The organism is uncultured Streptococcus sp., from assembly GCF_938036805.1.
In the GTDB taxonomy this organism is placed as follows: Bacteria; Bacillota; Bacilli; order Lactobacillales; family Streptococcaceae; genus Streptococcus.
Window position 1 is genome coordinate 1 of sequence record NZ_CALHWC010000033.1, and the last position, 17,039, is coordinate 17,039.

Sequence of the window (17,039 nt, forward strand, 5' to 3'; positions counted from 1 at the left end):
GCGCTCGGTCAATTCCCCAAGTGAAGGGTTTCATGGCCCAGTAGACATAGTCAATGTCAAACTTTTCAACAGCCCGCTTGACCCGTTTTTGGTTATTATTGGACACCACAATAATCCGAATGCCCGCATCCCGCAAATCATGGAGCCACGTCTTCATCTCTGGGGTTCCGTCAGGATTATTCCAAGCAATCAGGGTGTTATCCAAATCCACCAAAACCGCTTTGATCCCCTGTCTTTTCAAACTCTCTACTGTCAAATCGTAAACTGCCTCGACCGCAAAGTCCGGCATGTAATCTTCAATCGCCACATCTCTCTCCAAAAATCGTATTCGCACTATTATAGCATAAAATAGGCTTTTTGGCACCTATAGCTTCAAAGCTTACAAAAATAGCAAAAGATGCTATAGTAGATGTAAGAATAATTCTCTTGGAGGTGCCTATGGCAAGCAAGGATCGAGAAATGAAAACTGTTTCTCCCTTTTTGCAAAAAATCATCAACTGGTCATCCATCATCGGGGCTGTGGGGACAGTGGCCTTTTGCATCTGGGCCTACTATGCAGGGATTCTCCAGTCCAAGGAAACCTTGTCTGCCTTTATCAAACAAGCAGGCATCTGGGGACCACCTCTGTTTATCTTCCTGCAAATCTTGCAGACTGTCGTGCCCATTATCCCTGGTGCCTTGACCTCTGTAGCAGGCATCTTTATCTACGGGCATATCGTCGGCACCATCTACAACTATGTTGGCATCGTCATCGGCTGCGCCATCATCTTCTATCTGGCTCGCACCTACGGACCAGCCTTTGTCCAGTCCGTCGTCAGCAAGCGGACCTATGACAAGTATGTGGGCTGGCTGGATGAGGGCAATCGCTTTGAGCGTTTCTTTATCTTTATGATGATTTGGCCCATCAGTCCCGCTGATTTTCTCTGTATGCTAGCCGCCTTGACCAAGATGACCTTCAAAAAGTATATGCTGATTATCGTACTTTGTAAACCCATCACCCTCATCATCTACACTTACGGACTGACCTATATTATTGATTTCTTCTGGAAATGGCTCGCAAAATAAGAACCACGGGCATTAAAAATCGCTCAAGCTAGTAAGCTTGGGCGATTTGTTTATTCTGAAGATGCTGATGTTGCTGGGTGATCGGCAGATGATGCTGACGGTGTCGGAGCTGGCGTAGATGCAGGCGCAGAACTTGCTGGCGGTTCACTACTAGCACTAGGCTCAGGAGTATAGGAACTATAGTTGCTATAACTACTATAACTACTATAACTGCTATAGCTACTACCATAAGTGCTCTCACTAGGTTGGCTATAAATAGTTCGATCATTCTGGACTGAACTTGAACTCTCTGAACTAGAAGCACGCAAGCTCCTGCCTCCCATCAAATCTTCATACAGTACGGCATTGGTTTTGAGAGTCTTAACTGAAGACAAGCCCAACGTTTTCCGAATCAAATTTTGCATTTCTAGCAAATGATCAGACGTAACCAGCTGATAGCTACCGCCATCAGCCAAGGTAGCATCTTCCCCGCGCAACTGTTCAGACTGAATGCTTCTAAAGGCGTCTTTGTAGCCCAATAACTGAGGGATACTTCCCGCATCCAGTGCTACATTGGTCTGCATATTCTTGCTGACTGCTCGCAAAATAGCTTGATAATGGCTAATACTGTTAAGACTGAGCACCTTCTCAACGACCTTTCGGATCACCTCGCGCTGACGTTTCTGACGACCGTAATCCCCCTCTGGATCCTGGTAACGCATGCGGGCATAGACTAAAGCTTGGTCTCCGTTGATCAAGTGTTTGCCTGGCTCGACAGTTGCAGTGTATTCGGGTTCATTTTCTTCGATGGAAATCGGGAAATCAAAGGTATTATTGACCTCAATGCCGCCAACTGCGTCCACCAGCTGAACCAAGCCCTGCATATTGATCATGACATAGCGGTCAATGTGGATATTCATCAATTTCTCAATGGTCGCAATGGCCAATTCTGCACCACCATAAGCATAGGCTGCGTTTAGCTTGGCTTCTGTCGTTTCGCCTTTTTCATCGATTTGAGTCAAAATGTCCCGCTCCAGACTCATCATGACCGTCTTTTTAGTCTGAGGATTGACAGACAGAAGAAGCATGGAGTCGCTATTTCCCTGCCAAGTATCAGACCGCGAGCCACTCCCTGTATCGACCCCCATCAACAAGATTGTCAGGGGTTTGGTTTCGGCAATAACGTTCGTTTCATTCCCAAAACCTTTGTAGGTACGGGACAAGGCATCCGTTGACTGATTGTAAATGGTCCAAGCATAGCCTCCTACTCCAATAGCTGTGACAAGCAACAGGCTCAAAAACATTCGTACAATTTTTTTAAACATATTTCATCAATCTATCAGTTTTCCCATCAGGTAAACATCTAGAAATATCCCTTCTCTTAAATAGGCCCCTCTTTTTTGCAGGCCTTCGATTTCAAATCCTAATTCTTTATAGAGATGAACTGCTCGCTCATTTCTAACCTGAACAGTCAGCTCCAAACGGCGGAGACTGCTCCCATTCTCTGCCCAATCCACAGCATCTTCTAGCAGGATACGACCAAGGCCTTGATTCCAAAAGGCTTTTTTGACAACGATAAAAACTTGCCCAATGTGGCGAATCCGCTCATGAAAATCCGCTGTGATACTGACAATCCCAGCGATTTCATTATCAAGCAAGGCCAAGAGATAGAGCTGATTATCCGAATCAGCTTGACGCTGAATGAACTGAGCCATCTGGTCTTCGTCCATCAAAATCCCTGCCTCATCCAAGGTCATGTAGTCTGACTCGGCACCGACTTGATTTAAAAAGCGAATCAAGTCAGCAGCATCCGTCTTTTCTGCCTCTCGCAAGGCCAATTCAAACTCAGCCATGCAGCAATTCCTCCAGTAGTTCCTGAGAACGGCGCCCCTGACTTTCAAAGACTAGCTCACGGCCGTCTTCTTTCTTTAGAAGAGTCAGCTTCAGATAATCATCTGGTAAACTCTCACCTAGCAATTCCCCCCACTCGATGACCGTAACTCCCTCACCAAAGAGAAAATCATCCAAGTCAATCGAGTCTGGATCTTCACCAATCCGATAAACATCTAAGTGATACAGTGGCAAACGTCCTTCATACTCCCGAACAATGGTATAGGTCGGACTTTTGATCATCTGCTTGATGCCCAGGCCTTGGGCCAAGCCCTTGGTAAAAGTCGTCTTACCCGCACCCAAGTCTCCTGTCAAAACCAAAACATCTTGCTCCTGAAGCAAGCTTCCGAGACGCTGGCCCCATTTGATTAATTCTTCTTCATTATGACTAAACATTCTTTTATTATACCAGAAGATTTGCGTTTGCGCTCAATTTTCTAATAGAGGAAGCAAAATGTTTGAAAAAAATTAGATGAGCTTTCGAAATCTTCTAATCAAAGCAGGTCACTCGCTTTTATTTAGAAGTAAACTAGGACATTTCCTAAATTTTTCCTGTAAAAAAGAAGCTGGAAGATTTCCAACTTCTTAATACTGATTCTTAAGAAAGAGCTAGGCTGATAAAGTTAAGGATGAAGAGCAGGTTTAAAATCCAAATCATTGGATGCACATCCTTAGCTTGACCTTTGATGACTTTCACAAGAGCATACATGATAAAGCCTGCTGCAATCCCGTTTGTGATACTGTAAGTGAAGCCCATGAAGATAGAGGTGAAGAAAGCTGGGACAGCTTCTGCCATATCATCCCACTGGATATTTTTCAGACTGCCAAGCATCATGATCCCAACAACAATCAAGATTGGTGCAGTTGCTGCTGTTGGAACGATGGCCAAAAGTGGACTAAAGAAGCTAGATACTGCAAAGCAGACCGCTACAACCAAGGCTGTCAAACCTGTCCGTCCACCAGCTCCGATACCAGCTGCTGACTCTACGTAAGTAGTAACGTTAGATGTTCCGGCGATTGCACCGATAGTCGTTCCGATCAAGTCTGAGTACAAAGCCTTGTCCAAACCTTCTGACTCATGGTTTTCACCAGAGCTTGCGACGATACCAACTTTTTCACCAGTTCCGATCAAGGTACCAATGGTATCAAAGATATCGGTCAGAGAGAAGGCTAGGATAGCCATAAATGTCTGAGGCAGGCGCGCCGTATCAGCAAAGAGAGCTCCCAAGCCTTCTGGACCAACCGCAACCCCGAACACTTGTCCAAGTTCTTTCAAAGCTGTTGACAGATTGTGCTGACCGAAGTCAATCGCAGACAAGTTTACCAAGCCAACAGCAATCGCTACAACTGTCGTTGTAAAGATGGATAAGATAATGCCACCTTTGATGCCCTTGATAACAAAGAAAACTGTAATCGCTAGACCAAGTAAAGCAAGTAAAACTGCTGGATTATTAAAATCAACTAATCCCGGAGTTGCAGCTGAGTTCGCTGTAAGAGCAGCTTTGGCTTGGTCAGCTCCTTTACCAGCCACTACATAGTTGCCAGGATCAATCGAAAACTTCAACAGTCCGGCATTTTTAATCCCTACATAAGCTAGGAAGACACCGATACCTGCTGAAATAGCTGAACGAAGTGCTGATGGAATAGACTCGATAATTGCCTTCCGAATCTTAGTCAAGGTAATGAAGAGCGAGATCAAACCACAGATGAAGACCATGCCCAGAGCTTCTTGCCAAGTATAGCCCAAACTAAAGACAACCGTGAACGTAAAGAAAGCATTGAGCCCCATACCTGGCGCCTGTGCGTAAGGGAGGTTGGCATAAAAGGCCATCATGAGTGTTCCAGCAACAGAACCGATGATCGTAGCCAGAAAGACACCTTGAGCTGGCATCCCCGTTTGCGACAGCATGGCTGGATTGACAAAGAGGATATAGCTCATAGCAAAGAAAGTTGTTAACCCAGCGAGAACTTCCGTACGAACATCCGTACCGTGCTCTTTGAGTTTAAATAATTTATCCATTATAGATAATCTCCTAAATTGTTTTATGGCAACTGATTAAAAGAGAACTCCTGATTTTCTTTAAAACAGTGCTGCTTATTCGTTATTTACGAACAATACTATGATTATACTCAAAAACATTCACTTTTTCAAGTCCATTGCTCCAAAAAATACTTTAAAGTGTCTTATTTTTTATTTTCTCTGCTTAAAAAGAGCAAAGTCATGATTTGGATAAAGGTGAATCCAAGGATAAATACTAGACGATCCTTCTGAAAGGTCTCCAGTAGCTTTTGGACAACTAGCTGAGGCCGCGTAACCAGATCCCAGGAGTTGAGGCGATCATAACGACCGATGTAAATGGCTAGACTCGACAGATAAGACAGCCCAGTAACCACAAGCATATCCAACCACCAAGTCCACTTCCAGCGCTCGCGCAAAATATTCCAGCTTTCAATCCCGCAGTAAACGCCAAATAAAATACTCGGTACAAAAGCCATAAATAGGCGCATACTGACAGGGTTCCACAGGGTATCTCCTACCCAAGTCATGTGCACCAAGTCCGTCAGCATATAAAAAGTATTAGGATAAAAGGCCAACCAAACCACCAATAAAAGTGGATAAAGCCATTTCTGCTTCTTAGATATCGTCGTTAAGACCGCAGCGTCATAGGCAATTAAGGCCAAAATCATATTCCAGATCAGGTCTGGCCCCTGAGCCGTAATCCCCTGAATATATACAACAAATGCAATTAGTAGGAAAAAAATGTGAATTAAAATTGGTTTACGCATACAAGATCCTCCCCTTTACTTTAACTCTCTTCGCTCATAGACTATCAGCAGACATCTTTCGTCTTAGCTATTGAGGAAACATTATACCACAACTTGTGGCATTTATTCTTAATTCTGTTATAATAGTCTTTACAATACTTCGCGAGACTGTACGAGGAATAAGAATGACGAATAAAGTAATTGCTGTAGATTTGGACGGAACCTTGCTCAATTCTGAGAGTAAGATTTCTGATTTTACCAAAGAAACTATCAAAAAAATATCGGCTAAAGGACACAAGGTCATCATCACAACTGGCCGTCCTTACCGCATGGCTCTGGATTTCTATAAAGAGTTAGAGCTGAATACTCCTATGATAAACTTCAACGGTTCTCTAACCCATATCCCTGAGAAAAAGTGGGAATTTGAGCAATCCTTGACCGTAGACAAGTCTTTCTTGCTGGATATGGTCCAACGAAAAGAAGAAATCGAGGCCGATTTCATCGCTGGAGAATACCGTAAGAAATTTTACATCACCAATACCAACGAAGAAATCGCAGATCCCAAGCTCTTTGGCATTGATAATTTTAAGCCAGAAAATCAATTTCAAGCGCAGCTGGTCACCAAAAATCCAAATGCCATTTTGCTGCAAACCCATGCTACGGACAAATATGCTCTAGCTGAAGAGATGAATGCCTTTTACCAGCATGAACTCTCCATCAATACCTGGGGCGGTCCTCTCAATATCCTTGAGTGCGGCCCTAAAGGTGTTAACAAAGCCTTCGCCCTCCAGTACCTGCTCAATATCCTCAATGTCGATCGCAAGGACCTGATTGCTTTTGGTGACGAGCACAATGATACTGAAATGCTGGAATTTGCGGGAACAGGCTATGCCATGAAGAATGCCAGCGAAACCCTGCTGCCTTATGCTGACCAGCAGCTTGAACTCACCAACGACCAAGACGGTGTAGCCCACAAGCTAACTGAGCTCTACTTGTAGAAATTAAAATAAATCAAATAAACATAATTTGAACCGCACCTCAACTGCTAGACTTTTTCTGTCTAACTGTTGAGATGCGGTTCATTTTTTAAGGTAGATTTTTCTACTTTACCAACGCTTCTATTCTACTTTTCCACCTTCAACGACGAGGTCATCTGCTTTTGCAGCATCACCATAGGTTGGGTGAAGAGTCTTTTCATAAGCTTTGTGGAAGAAGTTTTCCTTGCCCAATTTTTCAATGTCTTTATTGATGAAATCAAGCAACTCTTTGTTTCCTTTTTGGACTGCTGGTGCAATAGTATCTGGGTCACCGAGAGAAGAAATCCCCACTTCATACCCTTTATTTTCAAGAGCCCAAGCTAGAACTTCAGTATTGTCAGTTGAAAAGGCATCTCCACGTCCATCCAAAAGAGCTTGGTAGGCGTCACTGTATTGGTCGTATTTTTGAAGTTTGACTTCTGGGTGATTTTTCTCAAAGTATGTTTCAGCGGTAGTTCCTTTTGTGACAATCAAAGTCTTGCCTTCAAGCTGTTTAACATCTGTGATAACACCTTTCTTAGGAGACACAACACCCAGTGAAACCTTCATGTAGGGAAGGGCAAAGTCAACTTGTTTCTTACGTTCGTCTGTGACGGTAAAGTTGGCAAGGGTGATGTCCACCTTGTTAGAAATTAAGTATTCTGCACGGTTGGCAGCATCAACAGAAACGTATTTTACCTTAACACCGAGGTCTTCGGCTAGCTGATTTCCCAGTTCGATGTCATAACCTTGGTAAGAACCATCGTTGTCTACATAACCAAAAGGTTTCTTGTCTCCAAATACAGCAATTCGAAGTTCACCACTTTTTTTGATTTCATCAATGGTGCGAGCTTTGGCGGTAGTTTTGCCAGATGAAGAAGTCGCATTTCCGCCTGAGCTACAAGCTGTGACAAAGATAAGGGCAAAGGCAAGTGCCAAAACAGTTAAGAGTGATTTGAGTAGTTTCATAAGAATCTCCTTTATAAATATGAGCCAAATTGGCTGAAGTCAAAAACGTTTAAAAATTCTTGTGCTCGTTTGGTTTGTGGATTGGTAAAGAAGGACTGAGCGGTTCCTTCTTCGGCAATCTTCCCTTGGTCGAGGAAGATAATCCGGTCTGCAATGGCTTGAGCAAACTGCATTTCGTGGGTCACCAAGATCATGGTGCGACCTTCTTGAGCTAGGTCGTTGATGAGTTCGAGGACCTCACGCACCATTTCTGGATCAAGCGAAGCCGTCACCTCGTCAAAAAGGATAATTTCTGGATGCATGAGCAGGGCACGGACAATGGCAACCCGTTGCTTTTGTCCACCAGATAATTGGCGAGCGAAGCTGTGTTGCTTGTCGAGCAAGCCGACACGTTCAAGTAACCGCAGGGCTTCTTCCGTCACCTCTTTCTTATCTCGCCCTTGTGCCTTGATAGGACCTAGGATGAGGTTTTGCAGAACATCTAGATGGGGAAAGAGTTCATAACTTTGAAAGACCATGCCAATCTTTTGACGAACCAAGTGAAAGTCTTTCTGATTTCCAATAATGGACTGGCCATCCAGAAGAATATCTCCACCTTGAATCGTTTCCAAGCCATTGAGGCAGCGAAGGAGGGTGCTTTTCCCACAACCAGATGGTCCTAGAATAACCACTACTTCCCCTTTCTCGATTTCTAGGGAAAGTCCTTGGAGGATAGGATTGTCTCCAAAGGATTTTTTTAGATCCTTGATTTCTAATATGGTATCAGACATTTAGTTCCTCCAGTGTTTTTCTAAGTGAGTGGATAGCTTGGAAATAGGGAAGCAAACTGCAAAATACAGAACCAGTATGGTGCCGTAAATCCAAAAGGATGCTGTTGGAATGGTCAAGCGATTACTATCGATGATTTGCTGTCCCACCTTTGTAACTTCAACGACTCCAATCAAAACAACCAGAGAAGTCGTTTTAATCATCCGAGTAACGAGATTGATGGCCTGCGGAAGCAGTCTTCTCAAGACCTGCGGGATGATGATGTGGTAGTAAAGTTGGAAGGTCGTCAACCCCAGCGCCTGTCCGCTTTCAAACTGATGTTTGGGAAGGGAAGTGATGGCTCCACGTACCAAGTCCCCCATCTCAGCCGTTCCCCAGAGAGTAAAAACGATAACAGCGGAAGTTTCTCCGGAGATGTTGATATTAAAGTTTCGAGCTAAGCCGAAATAAACAATGAAGAGCAACACCAGTTGGGGCATGATGCGGATAAATTCTAGATAAAAGCGTGTCAGGAAGCGAACGACTCTAGAATGAGAGGTCATGATGATTCCCATGACCGTACCGAAAATCATAGACAAGAGGACAGAGAGGATGGAAATACCAATCGTGACTCCCAATCCCTGTAAGATCCGCAGGAGATTATTTCCCTGAAAGAGTACTTGTATTCCCGAATCCTGCATGGCGGAGCCTCCTTTCTATCCAACTAAAGAGCAACGAGATAGGCAGGAGCATAATAAGATAGGCCACTACCAACATAGCCAGTGCAATGTCTGTCTCATAGTAAAGCCCAATCAAGTCCTTGGCAACATACATAAGGTCGGCTAGAGCAACTACCGAAAAGACAGAGGTTTCCTTGATCAGGAAAATCACATTGGCACTGAAGGACGGTAGAGCCACTGCTGTGGCTTGTGGCAAGACCACGTAGCGAAAAACCTGAATGGGGGTCAGACCAATCGCTAAGCCAATCTCATGCTGGGTTTGACTAACTGCTTCTAGCCCGCTTCGGAAGGATTCTGCCATATAGGAGCCTCCCAAAAAGATAAGACCAAGGGTGGCGCAGACCTCTGAGGAAAGGACAATCCCAATCCGAGGCAGCCCGAAGTAGAGAAAGAAGAGTTGAATCAAAAGGGGCGTATTTCGCGACAATTCAATATAAGCTGTGGCTAGCTGTGCCAAAACAGGGATGCGATAATGCCGGATGATACTAACAAGTAAGCCAACTAGAAAAGCTCCCAAAATGCCCCAAACTGCGATATGCAGGGTTAGAAAAAATGCCTTTTGATATAATGGTAGATATTGTTCAACAATGGACCAATCCAAAAGAGAACCTCCCATCTAGGAATAATACAGCTATTGTAGCACTAAAAGGCATGTTTGGATAATATGTATTTTCTATCACAATGATAAAAAATATTTATCGTCTCTATTGCAATCTGAAACTTCCAGACAAAATTTTTGAAAATGACATGAAAAAGAGTTAAGATGTTCCTGTAAATCAAAAAGTAAACGTTTACTTTTATCAAGGAGGACATTTTATGTCATACACAACAAGCAATGCCGAAGGCCCTGTGGATTTTATCAACACCTATGATCTGGAGCCCATGGCGCAGCAAGTCATTCCTAAAGCTGCTTTTGGCTACATCGCGAGTGGAGCTGAGGACACGTTCACTTTACGCGAGAACATTCGAGCTTTCAACCATAAACTCATTGTTCCTCATACACTCTGTGATGTGGAAAATCCAAGCACTGAGATTGAATTTGCTGGAGAAAAACTGTCTTCACCAATCATCATGGCGCCTGTTGCAGCCCATAAATTAGCAAATGAACAAGGGGAAGTCGCTACTGCGCGTGGTGTACACGAGTTTGGCTCTCTTTATACGACCAGCTCCTATTCCACAGTTGATCTTCCAGAAATTTCCCAAGCCCTCCAAGGGACTCCACACTGGTTCCAATTTTACTTCAGTAAAGATGATGGCATTAACCGCCATATTATGGATCGTGTCAAGGCAGAAGGCTACACAGCCATTGTCTTAACTGCGGATGCGACTGTAGGGGGCAATCGTGAGGTTGATAAGCGCAATGGCTTTGTTTTCCCAGTTGGCATGCCTATCGTTGAAGAATACTTGCCAGAAGGTGCTGGTAAGTCCATGGACTTTGTCTACAAATCAGCTAAACAACGCCTGTCTCCACGAGATGTAGAATTTATCGCCGAATACTCAGGTCTCCCTGTCTATGTCAAAGGCCCTCAATGCCGTGAAGACGTTGAACGTTCACTTGCCGCAGGGGCTTCTGGAATCTGGGTAACCAACCACGGTGGCCGCCAAATCGACGGTGGGCCAGCTGCCTTTGACTCCCTTCAAGAAGTCGCTGAAGCAGTTGATAAACGTGTTCCGATTGTTTTTGACTCTGGTATTCGCCGTGGCCAACACGTCTTTAAAGCCTTGGCTTCAGGAGCAGACTTGGTAGCCATTGGACGACCTGTCATTTATGGATTAGCCCTTGGTGGTAGCGTCGGTGTGCGTCAAGTCTTTGAACACCTAAATGCCGAATTAAAAACCGTCATGCAGTTATCTGGAACTCAGACCATAGAAGACGTCAAACACTTCAAACTGCGTCACAATCCATACAACCCAACCTTCCCAGTCGACCCTCGTGATTTGAAATTGTATTGATAAATAAAACAGATTGCAATAAAAAAGCACACCCCAAAAGTTAGACATAAAATCTAACGATTGGGGTGTTTTTAATAGGAAATTAACTTATATGGGCATAATTCATAACTATCATCCGTGAAATAATGGATAACTTGAAACGAGCAAACTAACGAGAAAGTACTATACAGAAGAACAAACTACTTAAACAAAAAAGACCTAGCCCTGTCCAATACAGAACTAAATCTTTTTCTTAAATTATTTGTGTAGTTTTTGGAGGACAAGTATACATTGTCTAAGTTTTCTCCAATTTCTATTAAAAGTTTCAAATCTAATCTTCAGTTGCCCCTTTCATATTCTCCTTTCTTACAACTTTAAATCGAATATTTAAATCCCCTTTTGTTTGTTTTAGTACCTTCTCAGCCATTCTCTCAGGAGAAACTAGCCTAAATGTAGTTTCTGTTATATACTTGGTTAAATAAGTCCTTAATTCGTCACATTTTTCAGTCAGTTTTGACTTACTCATAAAATCATCAGCTACTTCTTTATACTCTTCAAAAATCTTTACTTGACTTATTTTTTTGTGATAGTCTACAAAGATTGCAACTTCCTTACGAACTTCTTCTTTTAACCTAGATAGTTCAATATCATCCTGGATAACCAGAGTTAGTAATAACATATCTCTTAATTTTATAATAGAGTCGTATTTAGGAATCAGATACTCTGCATATAACAAGGAAAAATGTTTTTCAAATTCAATATCTTCATCTAATTCTAAATCATTAGGGAGGCTCTTCATCAATTCAAATATTGCATCTACAAATAACTTTTTAGCACTTCTTAAATCACTCAATATCTCATACGAACGCTCTGCACGCTCAATAGTATATTGTAAAAATATACGTTCCCTTTCGTTCTCTTCTTGTTTTTCAAAAAATTCTCGTTGTAGCTTATGTTCATATTTCAACTGTTTAAGTTGTTGCTTATTTTGAAGCTTTGCAATATACACCGCTACCCCAGCACCCAAAAGAGCACCGAGCATTGAACTGATAAACTGTGAATTTAAAAACTCACCCAATATTTGAAAAATAGCTAACTTATCCATAACAATCCTCATCTCCTATACTCTAAATTATATCTAATCAACAATTGAATTCCCTTATTCAATCCCTAGTTATAATTTTATGGCTTATCTTCGAACTATTTTATCAGTTTCTCAACGAACCATAAAGTATTTTTATACTAAAATAACACTATTTTGATATTTCTATATTTAAAAATATTTAATTTCTTCAGCTTATGCTTTCAGCATAATAGGAGATGTACAACTATCTAAAAAATATTGATTCCTTAATCTTAATACTGTAAAATAAGAGTATCTTTAATTTAAAGGAGCTATAATGGAAAAAATTTCATATCGTATTGGTCAAATTATTGCAATTGCTATTCTCATTTTTAGCCTTTGGGCACTAGTAAAAGCAATACTATTCTCAATCACATTTTTTAATAACCTACCAACACTGGATACTGTTATTATTGTAGCTCTAGTGTCTGGTACAATCTCAATTGCGTCTACTATTGCCAAACTTATTTGGGAACGACAACAACAAAAAAGAGAATATTTAACGCAAAAACGAGAAGAACCTTATGAACAATTTGTAGCGATAATCTATAAAATAGCAAAAAATAAAGATCAAAATTACCCTGAATTAGAAAGTGATATACTAACTCTTAATCAAAGTCTTTCTTTATGGGGGTCTAAAAACGTTGTAAAATCATGGTCTGAGTTTATATTGCTTTCTTTCGAAAATACTAATAGACAAAAACTACTTGATAAATCAGAAGAAATAATGAACCATATGAGGACTGATTTAGGAGTTAAAAAAACAGAGAATACAATATTACGCTCACTTTTCATCCGTGATATTAACAATTTGAAATAAGTTAATTTTTAATTCACTGTCTCTACTTACTAAAGACCTATCACAAATCCACAAAAATCCCCCTTAGAATCTTCCTTCTAAGGGGGGCTTCTTTATGCTGATTTCTCTCCTGCTTCTTCCGTTTTTGTTTTCTTATTTGTACCAACCAAACGGCGCTTGCTATCTCGGATCGTATTGAGGTCTTTAAGGAGTTTGGTCAAGTGGGATCTCTCTGGATAGGCTTCTGCGACGGCTGCTGTGTAGCGCACAAAGAGGTCGTAGCTACGGGAGATTTCGTTGCGTAGCTGTTTGGTTTTACCGACTTCCTTGGCTGACTTGACTGCACGCGCTTCTGCTTCTCCTTTATCATAGTCCGCTTGGGCCTCTATCACAGCCGTCAGCATAGGGAGAAGTCCTAGACTCGTCACAGCTTTCTGATAAGGCTCTTCCTGCAATGTTTTGAGCAGGCTCTTAATCTCAGCCGTTGCAACAGCATTGGTATGCTTAGTGATATCCTTATACTTTTTAAAGACTGGCAGCAAGACTTCATAGGCTTCTTTCAAGTCTCTATCTTTGATTTTGGCAAAGCCCTTATGCAAGGTAAACAGACCAACCAGAGCGTTATCTCGCTCCTTGTCTAGTTCTACGAGACTAATAGAGTCTTTCTTTTCCACATTGGCCAATTGAGCCTGAAACTGCTCTAGCTTGCTATGAAAGCCCTCTAGGTGCTTGCTGTACATGTCCTCATCTCTATAGGAACTCGTAAAAATCGTGAGTACCTGATAGGAATCAACCATTAGACTCTCAAACTCACGGTGGGTCAGATTGCTATAAGACAAGGGGCGAATGGTGTAAGTAGTGTTCATCATAAAACCTCTCCAATATTTTTGATAAAGCGAGTATAGCATGTAGAGATGAAACTTAGGGTCTCCTGCCCTAAAATGTCATTTTTTATCCCTGAAAGGGGCATTTTTATCAAAAAACGGAGTCTCTTTCCGACTTTTCCTCTAGTCTTTCAAAAGAAAAAGACACAAAATCACTCCTCATCTGGCACTTGTTTTGACGACAAATGACCGAGGGGCGACGGATCTTATAAATAGCAATGAAAAGAGCCTTCTAGTCCTAGATTACCATGAATCTATAGTAAAAGTGACCAGCCTAGGCCTAGGTTGCCACGAAACTATAGGAAAAGTAACTAGCCTGGGCCTAGGTTGCCATGATTCTATAGGAAAAGTAACTAGCCTAGACCTAGGTTGCCACGAAACTATAGGAAAAGTAGCTGGCCGAGACCTAGAATGCCAAGAAACTATAGGAAAAGTGACCGGCCGAGGCCTAGGTCACTATAAAACTTCCTTAAATACTAATAACTAAGATATCGAGTAGCTTGATTTCAACTCAACGGATACACCTCAGAGGTTTAAAAATCCATCCCATCTGGATTAGGTGCTCCGCCTTCCAAACCGCTGATATTTTTAAGAATTTCTAGGTCAGCAGGACTCAGTTCGATGTCAAAGCAATCCAGATTGCTAGCAATCCGACTCGGAGTGACTGACTTAGGCAGGGGCAGGAAGCCTTCTTGTAGGCTCCAAGCTAGAGCAATTTGAGCAATGGTCTTGCCATACTTATCTGCTATCGCCTGCACGGCTGGATTTTGGAAGAGCTCGCCTTGCCCAAAAGGTCCCCAAGCTTCAAGTAGGATATCATGGGCACGGCAGAAGTCCACTGCCTCTGTCTGATAGACACCTGGCGCTAGGCGGATTTGGTTGACGGCTGGAGTAACGCGCGCTGTTTCCAGCAGAGCCTCTAGGTGATGAGGCAGGAAATTGCTGACGCCGATCGCTCGGATCTTACCAGCTTGGTAGAGGTCTTCCATAGCCCGCCAAACTTCTGCATTGCGCTTTCGCCAAGCTCCATCTTCTCGTAAAGGCTTAGGATTTGGCCAGTGGATAAGGTAGAGATCCAGATAATCCAGCCCCAACCGCTCCATAGAGCTGTTAAAGGCTTCCATGGCCTCTTCATAAGTATGCTTGCTATTCCAGAGCTTGGTGGTGATGAAGAGCTCTTCACGCGGAATGCCGCTGTCTTTAATCGCTCGACCGACACTCTCCTCATTCTTGTAGATAGCTGCCGTATCAATGTGGCGATAGCCAGCCTTCAGAGCAGCCAAGACTGCCTGATAAGCCTCTTCTCCGTCCTGAGCCTTCCAAGTACCAAAGCCCAAGACTGGAATCTTGACGCCATTGTTAAGAGTATAATTTTGCATATCTGTTCTCCTTATTTTTTCTTTCTTTTGGACAATTTTGGCTTAAAGATATTTTCCTTGGTTGGAGCCATGCCTCGGCTGAAAAAGCTGTAAATGATAAAGGCCAGCCCAGCAATAAATATCAAGAAACGATGCAGTAGCAATCCAAAGAAGAGGAATACCAAACCCATTCCCATAAATTTATAATCAATCTTTTTCATCCTGTCCTCCTCGTCTGTGATAACCCTATTATAACATCTTCTCTTTCATTGAGAAAGCCCTACCATCTGTTAAGAAAAATATCTCAGAGACTTTCTAGTTGCGCCAACCATTCTAGCTTTGCCCAAGTCCCTCTAGCCAATCCTAGGGAAAAAGAAGTAGCTCCACATTAAAAAGGACAGGTTACCCCATCCTTTCTAAAAATATAAGGAGACTCAATTAAAGAACACTGGAGGCAGCTTCAAAGCGCTTTTCGCCATCCAAATAAGTAGCAACTAGCTCTAAATCCTTGTCCAGAACGATAAAGTCAGCATCATAGCCTTCCTTGATCTGGCCACAGACATCGTCAATGCGGACGGATTTTGCTGGGATAAGACTGGCCATCATGACTGCTTGGTGAGGATTTGCGATGCCCCACTCAACCACATTTTTTAGGCCGTCTTTGAGCTGCAGGATTGATCCTGCCAAGTTGCCAGTCGATTTGAGACGAGCTGTGCCATTGGCTACCACCACTGGAAATTCTCCCAGCATATAGTCGCCATCTTCCAGCCCACCTGCAGTCATACAGTCTGTGATGAGGGCTACATGTTCATGACCCTTTTGCTTAAGCAAAATATCACAGGCCTTGGGATCTACGTGGTGACCATCACAAATCAACTCTGCGTAAGTATGAGGCAGCTCGTACATAGCCCCAACCATACCTAGCTCACGGTGGGTCAAGCCCCGCATACCATTGTAGGCATGTACCCAGACACTAGCTCCTGCTTCTACTGCTGCCTTGGCTTCGTCATAGGTCGCATCAGAGTGCCCCAAAGCGACTGTCACACCTTCATCAGTGATGGTGCGGACAAATTCTTCCACGCCCTCGCGCTCAGGTGCCAAAGCAATTTTATTTAGCAGGCCATTGGCTGCCTTTTGCCAAGCACGAAATTCATCCATACGAGGGTCCTTCATGTAGGCTGGGTTTTGGGCACCCTTGTACTTTTCAGTGAAGTAAGGCCCTTCAAAGTAGAGACCGCGAATCTTGGCACCACTTGCTTCTTGATAGCGCGCACCAATATTCTCCGTCACAGCTAGAAGTTGCTCGTAAGATGATGTCAGCGTAGTCGGCAGGAAACTAGTCACCCCAGTCGTCAAAAGCCCTTCACTCATGGTATGGAGGGTACCTTCGATGTTATTGTCCATGACATCGACCCCACCAAAACCATGGATATGGGTATCCACCAGACCTGGTGCGACAGAGTAGCCTGTGTAATCCACCACTTCCGCATCCGCAGGGACTTCCTGTACTAATTTTCCAAATTTTCCATCAATCACTTCTAAAAATCCACCCTTGCGAATCCCTTGAGGATAGAAGAACTGATCGGCTTTTATATATTTAGGCATCTGACTGCCTCCTCTTGTTCTATTTCTATTGACTCTATTATAACGCTTTCTATTTTATTTGTAAATGGTCTATACCTCTTTTTTGGAAAAATTTATTATATTATTTAAATCAAGAAAAGAGAGTGGGACAGAAATCGGTAATTCGTTAGAATTCGATTTCGTCGTC

Annotated in this window: 19 protein-coding genes; 4 read left to right on the forward strand and 15 right to left on the reverse strand. The window is 42.8% G+C overall.

Annotated elements, in window-relative coordinates:
• Nucleotides 1–307 (reverse strand): YqeG family HAD IIIA-type phosphatase (locus Q0191_RS01515; protein ID WP_367170153.1); only part of this gene is annotated, 307 nt, incomplete at its 3' end.
• Between the two features lie 131 nt (nt 308–438).
• Here Q0191_RS01515 and Q0191_RS01520 point away from each other — a divergent pair.
• Nucleotides 439–1,065 (forward strand): TVP38/TMEM64 family protein, encoded by a 627-nt coding sequence (locus Q0191_RS01520; RefSeq protein WP_187422059.1) that lies wholly within the window; start codon nt 439–441, stop codon nt 1,063–1,065.
• 50 nt (nt 1,066–1,115) lie between these two features.
• On the opposite strand, the gene Q0191_RS01525 is transcribed toward Q0191_RS01520, so the two are convergent.
• The 5 genes from Q0191_RS01525 to Q0191_RS01545 all read right to left on the reverse strand — a co-directional run bounded on the left by Q0191_RS01525 (nt 1,116) and on the right by Q0191_RS01545 (nt 5,721).
• Complete coding sequence (locus Q0191_RS01525) at nt 1,116–2,369, reverse strand: biofilm formation/cell division transcriptional regulator BrpA (protein WP_297663195.1); 1,254 nt, start codon at nt 2,367–2,369, stop codon at nt 1,116–1,118.
• Nucleotides 2,370–2,375: 6 nt separating this feature from the next.
• The gene (locus tag Q0191_RS01530; RefSeq protein ID WP_297663197.1) at nt 2,376–2,897 is read right to left on the reverse strand and encodes a GNAT family N-acetyltransferase; all 522 of its coding nucleotides are present in this window, start codon (nt 2,895–2,897) and stop codon (nt 2,376–2,378) included.
• Nucleotides 2,890–3,330: a tRNA (adenosine(37)-N6)-threonylcarbamoyltransferase complex ATPase subunit type 1 TsaE gene (tsaE, locus tag Q0191_RS01535; protein WP_297663198.1), complete on the reverse strand. Its 441-nt coding sequence runs from the start codon at nt 3,328–3,330 to the stop codon at nt 2,890–2,892. Before tsaE ends, Q0191_RS01530 begins: the two co-directional genes overlap by 8 nt.
• 202 nt (nt 3,331–3,532) lie before the next feature.
• Nucleotides 3,533–4,954: an NCS2 family permease gene (locus Q0191_RS01540; protein WP_125372029.1), complete on the reverse strand. Its 1,422-nt coding sequence runs from the start codon at nt 4,952–4,954 to the stop codon at nt 3,533–3,535.
• A 164-nt stretch (nt 4,955–5,118) separates the two neighbouring features.
• Nucleotides 5,119–5,721: a DUF1361 domain-containing protein gene (locus Q0191_RS01545; protein ID WP_297663200.1), complete on the reverse strand. Its 603-nt coding sequence runs from the start codon at nt 5,719–5,721 to the stop codon at nt 5,119–5,121.
• Nucleotides 5,722–5,885: 164 nt separating this feature from the next.
• Here Q0191_RS01545 and Q0191_RS01550 point away from each other — a divergent pair, with 164 nt between their 5' ends.
• A complete protein-coding gene (locus Q0191_RS01550) occupies nt 5,886–6,698 on the forward strand; it encodes a Cof-type HAD-IIB family hydrolase (protein WP_125388207.1) in 813 nt (270 codons plus the stop codon).
• Nucleotides 6,699–6,818: 120 nt separating this feature from the next.
• Here Q0191_RS01550 and Q0191_RS01555 read toward each other — a convergent pair whose 3' ends face one another.
• Genes Q0191_RS01555 through Q0191_RS01570 form a run of 4 tightly spaced genes read right to left on the reverse strand, consistent with a single transcriptional unit; the run spans nt 6,819 to nt 9,773 of the window.
• The gene (locus Q0191_RS01555; protein ID WP_297663203.1) at nt 6,819–7,685 is read right to left on the reverse strand and encodes a cysteine ABC transporter substrate-binding protein; all 867 of its coding nucleotides are present in this window, start codon (nt 7,683–7,685) and stop codon (nt 6,819–6,821) included.
• Between the two features lie 11 nt (nt 7,686–7,696).
• Entirely contained in the window at nt 7,697–8,455 is a 759-nt protein-coding gene (locus Q0191_RS01560; RefSeq protein ID WP_297663205.1) for an amino acid ABC transporter ATP-binding protein, read from the reverse strand.
• Nucleotides 8,456–9,133 (reverse strand): amino acid ABC transporter permease, encoded by a 678-nt coding sequence (locus tag Q0191_RS01565; protein WP_015605355.1) that lies wholly within the window; start codon nt 9,131–9,133, stop codon nt 8,456–8,458. It lies immediately after the preceding gene.
• Nucleotides 9,093–9,773 carry an amino acid ABC transporter permease gene (locus tag Q0191_RS01570; RefSeq protein WP_297663209.1) on the reverse strand — a complete coding sequence of 227 codons (681 nt, stop codon included), beginning with the start codon at nt 9,771–9,773 and terminating at the stop codon, nt 9,093–9,095. Before Q0191_RS01570 ends, Q0191_RS01565 begins: the two co-directional genes overlap by 41 nt.
• A gap of 215 nt (nt 9,774–9,988) precedes the next feature.
• Between Q0191_RS01570 and lctO the strand changes: the two genes are divergently transcribed.
• Complete coding sequence (gene lctO, locus Q0191_RS01575) at nt 9,989–11,125, forward strand: L-lactate oxidase (protein WP_288932175.1); 1,137 nt, start codon at nt 9,989–9,991, stop codon at nt 11,123–11,125.
• A 310-nt stretch (nt 11,126–11,435) separates the two neighbouring features.
• On the opposite strand, the gene Q0191_RS01580 is transcribed toward lctO, so the two are convergent.
• Complete coding sequence (locus Q0191_RS01580) at nt 11,436–12,209, reverse strand: hypothetical protein (RefSeq protein WP_297663212.1); 774 nt, start codon at nt 12,207–12,209, stop codon at nt 11,436–11,438.
• Nucleotides 12,210–12,504: 295 nt separating this feature from the next.
• On the opposite strand from Q0191_RS01580, the gene Q0191_RS01585 reads away from it, so the two are divergent.
• Complete coding sequence (locus Q0191_RS01585) at nt 12,505–13,047, forward strand: hypothetical protein (RefSeq protein WP_297663214.1); 543 nt, start codon at nt 12,505–12,507, stop codon at nt 13,045–13,047.
• A gap of 92 nt (nt 13,048–13,139) precedes the next feature.
• Here Q0191_RS01585 and Q0191_RS01590 read toward each other — a convergent pair whose 3' ends face one another.
• From Q0191_RS01590 to nagA, 4 genes are all read right to left on the reverse strand, one after another.
• Complete coding sequence (locus Q0191_RS01590) at nt 13,140–13,892, reverse strand: DUF6261 family protein (protein WP_297663219.1); 753 nt, start codon at nt 13,890–13,892, stop codon at nt 13,140–13,142.
• A gap of 551 nt (nt 13,893–14,443) precedes the next feature.
• The gene (locus Q0191_RS01595) at nt 14,444–15,289 is read right to left on the reverse strand and encodes an aldo/keto reductase (RefSeq protein ID WP_148888238.1); all 846 of its coding nucleotides are present in this window, start codon (nt 15,287–15,289) and stop codon (nt 14,444–14,446) included.
• A gap of 11 nt (nt 15,290–15,300) precedes the next feature.
• On the reverse strand, nt 15,301–15,489 hold the full coding sequence (locus Q0191_RS01600) for a hypothetical protein (RefSeq protein ID WP_125388213.1): 189 nt from the start codon (nt 15,487–15,489) through the stop codon (nt 15,301–15,303).
• Nucleotides 15,490–15,706: 217 nt separating this feature from the next.
• Nucleotides 15,707–16,873 carry an N-acetylglucosamine-6-phosphate deacetylase gene (gene nagA / locus Q0191_RS01605; RefSeq protein ID WP_297663217.1) on the reverse strand — a complete coding sequence of 389 codons (1,167 nt, stop codon included), beginning with the start codon at nt 16,871–16,873 and terminating at the stop codon, nt 15,707–15,709.
• Between the last annotated feature and the right edge of the window lie 166 nt (nt 16,874–17,039).

Bases quoted from the DNA above. Each gene is read 5' to 3' on its own strand.
- Q0191_RS01520 (WP_187422059.1), top strand. From the start codon at position 439: ATGGCAAGCAAGGATCGAGAAATGAAAACTGTTTCTCCCTTTTTGCAA.
- Q0191_RS01525 (WP_297663195.1), bottom strand. From the start codon at position 2,369: ATGTTTAAAAAAATTGTACGAATGTTTTTGAGCCTGTTGCTTGTCACA.
- Q0191_RS01530 (WP_297663197.1), bottom strand. From the start codon at position 2,897: ATGGCTGAGTTTGAATTGGCCTTGCGAGAGGCAGAAAAGACGGATGCT.
- tsaE (WP_297663198.1), bottom strand. From the start codon at position 3,330: ATGTTTAGTCATAATGAAGAAGAATTAATCAAATGGGGCCAGCGTCTC.
- Q0191_RS01540 (WP_125372029.1), bottom strand. From the start codon at position 4,954: ATGGATAAATTATTTAAACTCAAAGAGCACGGTACGGATGTTCGTACG.
- Q0191_RS01545 (WP_297663200.1), bottom strand. From the start codon at position 5,721: ATGCGTAAACCAATTTTAATTCACATTTTTTTCCTACTAATTGCATTT.
- Q0191_RS01550 (WP_125388207.1), top strand. From the start codon at position 5,886: ATGACGAATAAAGTAATTGCTGTAGATTTGGACGGAACCTTGCTCAAT.
- Q0191_RS01555 (WP_297663203.1), bottom strand. From the start codon at position 7,685: ATGAAACTACTCAAATCACTCTTAACTGTTTTGGCACTTGCCTTTGCC.
- Q0191_RS01560 (WP_297663205.1), bottom strand. From the start codon at position 8,455: ATGTCTGATACCATATTAGAAATCAAGGATCTAAAAAAATCCTTTGGA.
- Q0191_RS01565 (WP_015605355.1), bottom strand. From the start codon at position 9,133: ATGCAGGATTCGGGAATACAAGTACTCTTTCAGGGAAATAATCTCCTG.
- lctO (WP_288932175.1), top strand. From the start codon at position 9,989: ATGTCATACACAACAAGCAATGCCGAAGGCCCTGTGGATTTTATCAAC.
- Q0191_RS01580 (WP_297663212.1), bottom strand. From the start codon at position 12,209: ATGGATAAGTTAGCTATTTTTCAAATATTGGGTGAGTTTTTAAATTCA.
- Q0191_RS01585 (WP_297663214.1), top strand. From the start codon at position 12,505: ATGGAAAAAATTTCATATCGTATTGGTCAAATTATTGCAATTGCTATT.
- Q0191_RS01590 (WP_297663219.1), bottom strand. From the start codon at position 13,892: ATGAACACTACTTACACCATTCGCCCCTTGTCTTATAGCAATCTGACC.
- Q0191_RS01595 (WP_148888238.1), bottom strand. From the start codon at position 15,289: ATGCAAAATTATACTCTTAACAATGGCGTCAAGATTCCAGTCTTGGGC.
- Q0191_RS01600 (WP_125388213.1), bottom strand. From the start codon at position 15,489: ATGAAAAAGATTGATTATAAATTTATGGGAATGGGTTTGGTATTCCTC.
- nagA (WP_297663217.1), bottom strand. From the start codon at position 16,873: ATGCCTAAATATATAAAAGCCGATCAGTTCTTCTATCCTCAAGGGATT.